Source organism: Bradyrhizobium sp. Leo170 (assembly GCF_004296405.1).
In the GTDB taxonomy this organism is placed as follows: Bacteria; Pseudomonadota; Alphaproteobacteria; order Rhizobiales; family Xanthobacteraceae; genus Bradyrhizobium.
Genome location: NZ_PSRR01000085.1, coordinates 17920 through 27878 on the forward strand (window position 1 = coordinate 17920; position 9959 = coordinate 27878).

Genomic DNA, 9959 nt, shown 5'->3' on the forward strand with positions numbered 1-9959 from the left:
CTTGTGTCAGATCGCGAGGAAACGCGTCTGAACATCCACATCACGAAACCGTTCCGATGCGCATTCATGCGCGATCATGCCCTTGTCGAGCACCACGATGCGGCTTGCCGCCGCCATCGCGAGATCGAGATTCTGCTCGACCAGGATCACGCCAAGCCGATGCGCGCGCGCGATCTCAGGAATGAGCTCGCCGATCTCCTGTACGATACGTGGCTGCACGCCGTCAGAAGGTTCGTCGAGCAGAAGCAAGCGCGGATGCGAAGCGAGTGCGCGGGCGATCGCCAGCATCTGCTGCTCCCCACCCGACATGGTGCCGCCAGACTGGCCAAATCGCTCCTTGAGAAACGGGAACAGCTCGAGCACGTCGCCCGGAATGCCATCCTTGGCGCCGGCGGCGCGCGCGCCGATTTCGAGATTCTGCCTGACGGTGAGCCGCGGGAAGATGCCTCGCCCCTGCGGAACATAGGCGACGCCGCGCCGCGCAATCTGATGGGCAGGCAGACCAAGCAGCGCCTTGCCGTCGAGTTCGATCGTGCCGAGTGCCACCGGCAGCAGACCCATCACCGCCTTGATCAGGGTGGATTTGCCCGAACCGTTGCGGCCGACCACGCTGACGACCTCGCCGCTCGCTACCACGAGGTCGACGCCGTCGAGGACCGGGCCAGCGCCATAGCCGCCGCGAAGGTTTGCAATTCGGAGCATCAGGCGCGCCCCAGATAGGCGTCGCGCACCCGCTCGTCGTGCGACACCGCATCGAACGGGCCATCGGCGATCAGGCGGCCCTGATGCATCACCAGCGTGCGGCAGCCGAGCCGGCGCACAAAGGACATGTCATGCTCGATCACGACGACCGACATCTCCGCCGCAAGCCGCAGCGCCAGCTCCGCCATCTCCACAGTCGCAACCGCGGTCATGCCGGCGGTCGGCTCGTCGAGCAAAAGGATGCGCGGCCGGCACATCAGGGTCATGCCGACCTCGAGCCACTGTCGCTGGCCGTGCGAGCACATCGAGCCCAGGCGATGGGCCTGATGGCCGAGCTTGATGGTTGCGAGCACGTCCTCGACGGCGGGCGGCGCGCGGCCGGAATGCAGCGCAACGCCAAGTCCCGCCATGCGGAGGCTGTCGGTAACCGTCATCCAGGGAAAGACGTTGGCGCCCTGGAATTTGCGTACAATGCCATGGTTGGCGAAGGCATGCGCGGGCTGGCTCCGCAGCGACCGGCCCCGAAATCGCACGTCCCCCTGATCGGGCCGCACCGTGCCGCTCATGACATTGAGCAGCGAGCTCTTGCCTGCGCCATTGGGTCCGATCACGCAGACCAGCTCGCGCTCGCCGATCGTGAAGGAGACCCCGTCGATGGCCATGATGCCGCCGTAGCGCTTGCCAACCTGCTCGATCTCAAGCAGCGTGCCCATCACGCCTCCTTCCTGCGCCTGAGCAGCGAAACGAGCCCGTCGGGCAGCGCGAACACGATCAACAGGAATAGGGCACCGAGCAGCAGCGGCCACAGGCTGGTGCTGAGGCTGCTGATGGTCTGGCTCGCCTCGTGCACGAGCAGAGTTGCCAACAGAGGACCGATGAAGGTGCCGCGGCCGCCGATCGCGACCCAGATCATCACCTCGGTGGAGAGAAGTGTTCCGAGCAGGTCGGGCGCCACGACGCCGGCCGTTGTCGCGAACAATGCGCCGGCAAACGCCGCGAGCGCCGCCGCAGCGGTGAAGGCGATCAGGAGCTGGCGAGCGGTGTTGAAGCCGAGCGTGCGCGCGCGGTTCTCGTTGCTGCCGATCGCCTCGAGGATCAGTCCGTAGGGAGCGCGGCAGGCAAGCCACAGCACCAGCATGGTGAGGAAGGCCAGAAACAGCGCACCGTAGTAGCTCGCCGTGCCGTCGCCACCGGAATAGTGCAAGCCAAAAGCCGAGAACTCGATCGGAGGTACGCCGAGAATTCCGACGTCGCCCCCGGTTACGCTGGACCAGCTTGCGGCGATCTGCGTCGCGATCAGGGACATCGCCATGGTGAGGACAGCGAAGAAGTGCAGCCGCACGCCGGCATAGAGCAAGAAATAGCCTACGGCCGCGGCAACCGATGCGGCCACCGCGATGCCAAGCAAGAGCCCGCCGCCGGTCGGCCAGCCCAGCCTGGTGGTGGCAATCGCCATGCCATAGGCGCCGATCCCGAAGAACAGCGCGTGCCCCATCACCAGCATGCGGGTACGGCCCCAGAGGTAATCGAGGCTCAGCGCGAAGATCGCAAGCAGCAGCGCATCGCGGAGTTGCGCGAGGTGATAGTCCGATCCAACAGCGGGATACAGCGCAAGCACCGCAAACGCCGCGACGGCTATCTGCGCACCGACCCGTTCACGGCCGCCAAGCCCAGGCTGCGCAAACAACAATCGGCATGCGACGAGGAGTCGTGCCATGTTCAGCCCTTGCCCAGGAGCTCGTGAGCGGCGCTGTAGCCCGGCACGATGCCTCTCGGCCGCAGGCGTACCAGCACGATGGCAAGCGCAAGCACCAGCGCGGACGCCAGCGAAGGATCGAGCTCATAGTTGAGAAGCGTCTCCGCGCCGCCGACCAGCACGCTGCCGGCGACACTCCCGAGCACCGAGCCGATGCCGCCGAGGATCACGACGAAGAAGGCCTTGCCTATATAGAAGGTGCCGAGATGGGTCTCGACAGAGGCGAGTGGCGCCAGCAGCACGCCGGCGAGCGAGGCCAGCGCAGAACCTCCGGCAAAGGCGATGCGGGTGAGCCGCTTGGCATCGATGCCGAGCGATTCCGCCATCGCACGGTTCTGGATGACTGCGCGCAGGTCGACGCCGAATTGGGTCCAGCGGAACGCGGCGAGCGTTGCCGCGATCACCACTCCGCCCAGCGCAATGATCAGGAAACGATAGGCAGGATAGTGCGCGCCGAACAGGTCGACCATGCCAGAGACCGGCGCGACGACGACCTGCGGCAGCGCGCCAAAGCTCAGCTCAATGAGCTTCTGCAGGATCAGGCTGATGCCGAACGTGGCGAGAATCGTGTCGAGCGGCCGATGATAGAGCCGGCGGATCACGGCCCATTCAATGATAAGGCCGACCAGCGCTCCGATCAGCGGCGCCAGCACCAGCGCAACCCAATAGGCCGTTTCCGGCGGCAGCATCCAGCGCGCCGCCTGCACGAAAGACAGAGTATAGGCGCCGATGGTGACAAACTCGCCATGAGCGAGATTCATCACGTCCATCATGCCGAACACGATGGCAAGCCCGATCGCGACCAGCGCCAGGATGCTGATCAGCGTGAGCGCGTTGAGGATAACGACGACGGTGCCGCTCATGGCTTGCGCGCCAGACGGGGCGTGATGTTGACCCGCATCTCGGAGTCCAGCACCAGCCGGCTGCTCATGGTGCCGTGCATCCTGAACACATGCGTCTCGGCTTCCTCGATATGGGCGAGCATCAACCGCCGCACCTTCTCGACATCGCGCTTGCGCGCAGCCGCAAGCAATTCCCTATGGGCCAGCACGTTGGTGCGCCCGAGCTCCGTATTGTGGGATTGCAGCGGATTCGCACCGAACACGACCAGGCGCCGGAGCGTCTGATTCACCATCTGGCAGAAGAAACGAAGGAACGGGTTCGGATTGGCTTCCGCAAGGATGTCGTGGAAGTGCAGGTCCTCCTGGCGCATGCGCAGCGCATCGTCGACCGAGGCTGGTGTCGGCGCGCAGGTGTCGATACTCGCCTCCATGGCCTCGAAATCGCGTTTCGTCAGATGCGGGACGGCACCCGCGGCGAGCTCGGGCTCCAGCATCTTGCGAACCGTGTAGATGTCGCGGACATCGACTTCCTTGAAGAAGAGATAGTTCTGCACGAGCTGGAAGGTGCGCTCGAGCGGCACCTCGACCACGGTGGCGCCGCCGGACGGTCCCGTGCTGACCGAGATGAAGCCCTGCACCTCCAGTGATTTGAGCGCTTCGCGCACCGTGCCCTTGCTGACCGAGAACAGGTCCTGCAGCTCGGCTTCCTTGGGCAGCCGGTCGCCGGGCTTGAGCTGGCGCGTCACGATCCAGCGCTTGATCTCCTCGACCACGAGGTCTCCGCGCTTCGGCGCCCTCACCGCGTCATTTGCCGGCGAGCGCGCCGTCGATGCCTTCCTTGCCACGTCTTGTCGCCTCGCTTCGACCGGTCCGCATTTCGGTTGACTATATTTATTATGATAAATAGGAAAATAATGATATGTCAAGCGGAGGAGCGCCTATGCAGCCTGAGATCCTGAACCTCGACGCCACCGAACTCGTCGCGCGCTTTCGCAAGCGGGAGCTTTCACCGGTTGAAGCAATCTCGGCCGTGCTCGAAAGAGCGGAGGCGACTCAGACGACGCTCAACGCCTTCATCGTCATTGGCCGCGATGCCGCGCTCGCAGCCGCGCGTGAATCCGAGAAGCGCTGGCGCGCCGGTGCGCCGCTTGGCGGGCTCGATGGCGTGCCGGTATCGATCAAGGACAACGTCTACGCACATGGCTGGCCGACCCGCTTCGGCTCGCTTGCCATTGCCGAGTCCGATACGCGAGGCCCCGATAGCCCATGCGTGGCGCGGCTGCACGAGGCCGGCGCAGTCATCTTCGGAAAGACGACGCTGCCGGACTACGCCCACAAGATCGTGACCGACAGTCCGCTGACCAGGATCACCCGCAATCCCTGGAATCCTGCGCACAGCCCAGGCGGCTCAAGCGGCGGCGCGGCGGCGGCGGTCGCCTCGGGCATCGGTCCTCTTGCCGTAGGCACCGACGGCGGCGGTTCGATCCGTGTGCCGGCTGCGTGGAGTGGGATCTACGGTCTGAAGCCGAGCTTCGGCCGCGTGCCGCATCATCCGCGAGGTGCCTTTCCGACGGTGAGCCATATCGGACCAATGACTCGGTCGGTGCGTGATGCCGCAGCGATGCTCGACATCATGTCACGTCCAGATCCGCACGACTGGTATGCTCTGCCCTATGACAGCGCCGACTATACTGCGGACATCGATCGGGGAATCGACGGCTTGCGCGTGGCGGTCAGCGATGATCTCGGCATGGGCGTCGATATCGAGCCGGAGATCGCCGCCTCCGTTCGCGCGGCCTTCAAGGTCGCCGAAAGCCTGGGCGCGCAGATCGAGGCCGATCATCCGGCGGAAATTCCAGCATGTGCCGACGTGCACCGCGTGCATTGGTTCTCGTTTTCGGCCCGGCTTGGACGAAAGCTAAGCGAGCGCGTCAGCCAACTCGATCCGTCAATGCAGGCGCTCGTTCAGATGGGCGAGAAGCTGCCGGCGGGAGCCTTTGTGGATGCTGTTGTCGCCCGCGGCGACCTCGCCAGTCGCATCAACATCTTCTTCGAGCGCTACGACCTGTTGCTTGCGCCGGTCATGAATATCAGCGCGCCCGAGATCGCCAGCCTCGATCCGGCTAATCCGCCGTTTCCGACGCTGACATCGTGGGTCAACCAGGCCGGTCTGCCAGCAGCCAGCGTGCCATGCGGGCTGACATCGGCGGGGCTGCCGATCGGCCTTCAAATCATAGCTGGACCACGCGCCGACGCGCTGGTGCTGCGGGCAAGCTATGCATTGGAGCAGGCACTTGGCCGCCTGAAACTGCCGCGCTAGCGCGATGCCGGCCGGCACTCGTCGGCGCACGTTCCGATTCCAGCGTGGCGTGCCATGACACGATCAGCGATTTCGTATATGGAGCCGATATCGTCGAGGTATCGCCATTTCGGGAAATACAGCGGTTCATCATCCCAACTTCGGAAACAGCACTCATTTTCACCGTGCTCGCGACGGTCAGTCGCAAGGTCGCCGAGCCAGAGGCACACCTGAACGCGACTTTGCTGATCCAGTCAGCGAAGGGGCCATAAGCGGAAGTGCTCGCCACGTTCGATCATCCTGTAGACATGGCGCGCTATCGGATCACTCACGGATCGTAGGGTCTGAAACGCTCATGCCGGCGCGAAGCCGCTGCGCGCGGTGTGCGGCTGCCGGAGGGATCGGCGGAGTAGCGCCGATTCCGGTCATTGGAAGTTTGCGGATCGAGCAGGCGCCGCCCTCAGCTTCCATCAATAGCCTGTCGGGCACGACGCTTCCGCTCCTCTGCACATGACCGGGCGCGCCTCACGCCAGGGGTGTCGCCCGGCTGCTGTCAGATTGTCACGCGGCTGCCGTCGAAGCGCGTGAAGGAGAAACCGTCGAAGGGTTCGCGGAGGGTGGTGCGCTCGTCCCGCAGCATGCCGATAGCCACTTCCTCGCCGATCGCCATTGAGGCGGAAGCGTCGGATCGCCAGTGGATGCCCGCCCAATTCCGTCCGAAACCGAAATTCACCGCGAGCTTGTTCAACTCTCCACCAACCGTGAGCGGCGGGCCGCTATAGGGCACGAGCCTCGTCGGGTCAGCCGGATCGGGCTGCACTGGGTTGGCGATGACGCGGCTCTCGTCGAAAAACGCCTTCAATATGGTAGCCGTAACGGCACCAACGCTCGTGGCACCGCCCGGATAGGTGGAGTGAAGGGGCGCGGCCTCCGGATAGGTTTGTGACAAAAGATAGGTGCCGTATTTGGCTTTGCTGCGATCGAGGGCTTCCGATTTCAGGAAGCTCTCGTGCAACGGGTAGTCGCTCACGCCATTGGCAAGGCGATGGTGCGCCAGAGCGCCGTAGGCTTCCGGTCGCACAGCCCTGTGCACGAAATATTTCTGCCAGTAGGCTGCGCGGACGGAGTTACTGATCCCCGTGGCGAGTAGTGCCTGCACATAGGCCAAGCCGAAGGTGGCACCGGCAGGGCTCTGGGTTTTCGATTTCCGATACGGGTTCGATGGGTGGGACACGGCCTCTGCCGGTGGATACATCCCGGAGTACCGCTGATCCGCTCCACCGCCGGGGGTTGCAAGGATCAGTGCTGCCGCCCACCCAAGTGCAGGACCTGTGTGGATATACTCCGCGAGATCTCTTCCTGTCGTTATATATCGCGGTGTCGTGTCGAACTGCAGCTGGCGCTTCGGTGCGGCGCCGTTCTGGATCGCCAGCCACTCCTCGTATTCGGTCAGGAATTCGTTGGCGGGCAGCGCGGTGCGAATTTGAGCACTGATCCACTGTGCGGCATACGGCACGTCCCGGAGCAGGAATTGCGAGATCGGCGGGCCGTCCAAAACGCCTGGAGGCGTGACGGAGCGGCCCTTCGGGTCAGCCGGATCGAAATAAAGCGCATTGGCACGGAACAGCGTACTGGGCGTGACCCGCCCACCAGACTTCGGCCCCCGGAAATCGGCAAGCTTGTTGAGTTCCTCGGTTGCTGCAAGCACGTCGTGATTGGAGGTGTCGTCGCGCAACTCGGTAAGCCCTACCTCGACCGCATCTTGTTCCGCATCATCCCGGACGCAGGCGCACGCGCAGCAGGACTTGAAACCGGACAGGTGCATTACGTGCCAGTGACCCCGGTTCCGCTCTCGGATGTCGACCGTCTGCGCAAGCTGCCAAACATCGAAATTGTCACCTATGGGTTCGGCACCTTCGCGCCGATGTATTTCTTCGACTTCAACCTTGAGAAGCCGCTGTTCAAGGACATCCGCGTTCGGCAGGCCTTCGCGCACGCGATCGACAAGAAGGCGCTCGCGGAAATCGCGTGGTACGGCTTTGCCAAGCCAGCCTCCACACCCGTGCCGAGCGCGCAGAAGCAGTTCTTCGCTATCGATATGCAGCAATACCCCTACGATCCCGTCAAGGCGGAGCGTCTGCTCGATGAAGCCGGTTACAAGCGCGGCAAAGACGGCGTGCGGTTCAGGATCACCCACCTCCCGGTCGCCTACGGCGAGGACTTCCGTCGCTCGGCCGAATTCATCCGGCAGCAACTCAAGCGGGTCGGGATTGAAGTGGAGATCGTCAACTACGACCTTGCTGGCTGGCTGCGCAAGGTGTTCGCCGAGCGCGATTTCGACACCATGACGGCCTACTACGCCGCCAATGCGGACCCGCAGATCGGCGTGCATCGACGATTCTGGAGCAAGACTTTCAATCATGCGAGTTGGACCAACGGCTCCGGTTACCAGAGCCCCGAGATGGACAAGGTGATCGAGGCAAGCCAAGCCGAAGCCGATCCGGCAAGGCGCGGCGAACTGCTTCGCGAATTCCAGCGCATCGCACAGCGGGATCTTCCATCCATCACACTGCTTGAAGTGAGCCTGTTCGGCGTGAAGTCGAAGCGGCTTCATGGTCTCGATACCGGCCCCGACGGCATCTACGGCTCGTACAAGGACGCCTGGCTGGACCAATGACATGACAAACCGACCATGACACATCGAAACGAAACAGCACTCGTATCCTTCATCGATAGTGATCGTATCAAACTACGGAAACTCATCGGCTGACACCTGCCGACGAGAGACCGACAACAGCAAATGCCACGGCGCTGCCTGGCTCACGCAGACGGATGGATGCAATGAACAAGATCGTCCCGCCTCAATTTTCTCGTCCCGTTACGGCCGATTCATCCGAATTGCAGGCGCTCCTCGACTACATCGCCGAGGGGTCAGCCGCACGCGATCTGAAACGCGTTCACCCTTACGAGGCTGTCAGCCTGATCCGTCAGGCCAAGCTCGGGGCCTTGCGGATCGCGACCGCGGAGGGAGGCGGAGGCAGTTCCTTTCGCGAACTCTTTGAGGTCGTCATTCGACTGGGAGAAGCCGATTCCAATGTCGCTCACATCCTCCGCAATCACTTCGCCTTCGTCGAGCGTTACGCGCGCCCGGCTGGCGTTGAGCAGCGCAGCAAATGGCTGCAGGCGGTCATTAGCGGGGCTATCGTAGGTCTTGCGAACTCCGAGTTGGGGAACCCAGTCGTGGGAAGCAAGGCATTGTCCACGACGCTGACACCGGACGGTGACGGATACCGGCTCGACGGCATCAAATATTATAGCACGGGAACGCTGTATTCGGATCTGGTGCTCGTTCGCGCCGTCGCGCTCGATGGCGCAATGGCGTCCGCGATCATTCCGGTCGATCGCCAGGGCGTGGAACTGGTCGACGACTGGGACGGCTTCGGGCAGCGCTTGTCCGGGACCGGCACGACACGCCTTACCAATGTCCGCGTTGAGAGAAACGAAGTGATATTGGATGCGCCTGGCGTCGGCTACGGCGTCCTCTATGCAAGCACGCTGCCGCAACTTTACCTTACCGCCGTAAACGCCGGCATCCTCCGCAGTATCCTGCGCGACGCCAAGGCCCTGATTCACAGCCGCGAACGAACCTTCTACTTTGCTTCCGCAGAACGGACGGTGGATGATCCCACCCTGCATCAGACGATCGGCCAAATCGCCAGCAACGCATTTGCAGCCGAAACCCTCGTTCTAGCGGCGGCGGATGCTCAAGACGTGGTGGCGGCCGCCCGCGATGCAGGGAAGGACGATACCGAGCTCGCACACAGAGCCGCCGTCCTTGCCGCCAAAGCCAAAGTCGTGGTCGACGAACTGGCCATCCGTGGCGGCGGATTGCTGTTTGACGTCGGCGGCGCCTCGGCCACCAAGAAGCTCTACAACCTGGACCGGCATTGGCGCAACGCGCGAACTCTGGCCTCGCACAACCCCGCAACATACAAGGCTCGCCTCATCGGCGAGTATGAGATCAAGGGCGCACGACTGCCGACCGGAGGGTTCTTCTGACACCCTCGTGGTCGCCGCACTTCCCTGCGGGGTCCGACCGCCGGCTCCCAAGGATGATCGCCAGGTCGGGAGTTTTGGCTTCAAGTGATCGCGGGCATCTCCATTCGTTCTTGACGTAGCTGGAGTTATCCCGGGATTGGCCTTCGATTCCAAATGCAGGTTTTCGAGCAAGACTTGCCGGTTTGTTGCGGGGACCTGCAACCATCTCAAATTGCTATTTCAGGCGGTGGCCTGACCACCCCATGAGCGTTGCCCTCCGAAGGCACATGTCAAGCCGGCTGGTGCGAAAAGCGAGCTAGTG

Annotated in this window: 9 protein-coding genes; 3 read left to right on the top strand and 6 right to left on the bottom strand. The window is 63.2% G+C overall.

Going from position 1 to position 9959, the window contains the following annotated elements:
• Positions 1-6: 6 nt before the first annotated feature.
• From CWO89_RS16700 to CWO89_RS16720, 5 genes are read right to left on the bottom strand one after another with little or no spacing between them, the layout of a single operon-like run.
• Positions 7-702: an ABC transporter ATP-binding protein gene (locus tag CWO89_RS16700; RefSeq protein WP_130579873.1), complete on the bottom strand. Its 696-nt coding sequence runs from the start codon at positions 700-702 to the stop codon at positions 7-9.
• Complete coding sequence (locus CWO89_RS16705; protein ID WP_245476336.1) at positions 702-1415, bottom strand: ATP-binding cassette domain-containing protein; 714 nt, start codon at positions 1413-1415, stop codon at positions 702-704. The genes CWO89_RS16700 and CWO89_RS16705 overlap by 1 nt, the downstream gene beginning before the upstream one ends.
• Complete coding sequence (locus tag CWO89_RS16710; RefSeq protein WP_130579875.1) at positions 1415-2419, bottom strand: branched-chain amino acid ABC transporter permease; 1005 nt, start codon at positions 2417-2419, stop codon at positions 1415-1417. Before CWO89_RS16710 ends, CWO89_RS16705 begins: the two co-directional genes overlap by 1 nt.
• Before the next feature lie 2 nt (positions 2420-2421).
• On the bottom strand, positions 2422-3321 hold the full coding sequence (gene urtB, locus CWO89_RS16715; RefSeq protein ID WP_130579876.1) for an urea ABC transporter permease subunit UrtB: 900 nt from the start codon (positions 3319-3321) through the stop codon (positions 2422-2424).
• Complete coding sequence (locus CWO89_RS16720; RefSeq protein WP_130579877.1) at positions 3318-4145, bottom strand: FadR/GntR family transcriptional regulator; 828 nt, start codon at positions 4143-4145, stop codon at positions 3318-3320. The genes urtB and CWO89_RS16720 overlap by 4 nt, the downstream gene beginning before the upstream one ends.
• 95 nt (positions 4146-4240) lie before the next feature.
• Here CWO89_RS16720 and CWO89_RS16725 point away from each other — a divergent pair, with 95 nt between their 5' ends.
• Positions 4241-5620, top strand: coding sequence for an amidase (locus tag CWO89_RS16725; RefSeq protein WP_130579878.1), 1380 nt, complete (start codon positions 4241-4243; stop codon positions 5618-5620).
• A gap of 532 nt (positions 5621-6152) precedes the next feature.
• On the opposite strand, the gene CWO89_RS47900 is transcribed toward CWO89_RS16725, so the two are convergent.
• On the bottom strand, positions 6153-7334 hold the full coding sequence (locus CWO89_RS47900) for a vanadium-dependent haloperoxidase (RefSeq protein WP_165421192.1): 1182 nt from the start codon (positions 7332-7334) through the stop codon (positions 6153-6155).
• On the opposite strand from CWO89_RS47900, the gene CWO89_RS45900 reads away from it, so the two are divergent.
• Positions 7311-8276 (top strand): ABC transporter substrate-binding protein, encoded by a 966-nt coding sequence (locus CWO89_RS45900; RefSeq protein ID WP_165421193.1) that lies wholly within the window; start codon positions 7311-7313, stop codon positions 8274-8276. The two genes, CWO89_RS47900 and CWO89_RS45900, sit on opposite strands and share 24 nt — an antisense overlap.
• Positions 8277-8440: 164 nt before the next feature.
• The gene (locus CWO89_RS16740) at positions 8441-9658 is read left to right on the top strand and encodes an acyl-CoA dehydrogenase family protein (RefSeq protein ID WP_130579881.1); all 1218 of its coding nucleotides are present in this window, start codon (positions 8441-8443) and stop codon (positions 9656-9658) included.
• Positions 9659-9959 lie beyond the last annotated feature (301 nt).

What these genes read in the sequence shown, in the direction of transcription:
- CWO89_RS16705 (WP_245476336.1), bottom strand. Translation starts at nt 1,415, where the DNA reads ATGGGCACGCTGCTTGAGATCGAGCAGGTTGGCAAGCGCTACGGCGGC.
- CWO89_RS16725 (WP_130579878.1), top strand. Translation starts at nt 4,241, where the DNA reads ATGCAGCCTGAGATCCTGAACCTCGACGCCACCGAACTCGTCGCGCGC.
- urtB (WP_130579876.1), bottom strand. Translation starts at nt 3,321, where the DNA reads ATGAGCGGCACCGTCGTCGTTATCCTCAACGCGCTCACGCTGATCAGC.
- CWO89_RS16710 (WP_130579875.1), bottom strand. Translation starts at nt 2,419, where the DNA reads ATGGCACGACTCCTCGTCGCATGCCGATTGTTGTTTGCGCAGCCTGGG.
- CWO89_RS16740 (WP_130579881.1), top strand. Translation starts at nt 8,441, where the DNA reads ATGAACAAGATCGTCCCGCCTCAATTTTCTCGTCCCGTTACGGCCGAT.
- CWO89_RS16700 (WP_130579873.1), bottom strand. Translation starts at nt 702, where the DNA reads ATGCTCCGAATTGCAAACCTTCGCGGCGGCTATGGCGCTGGCCCGGTC.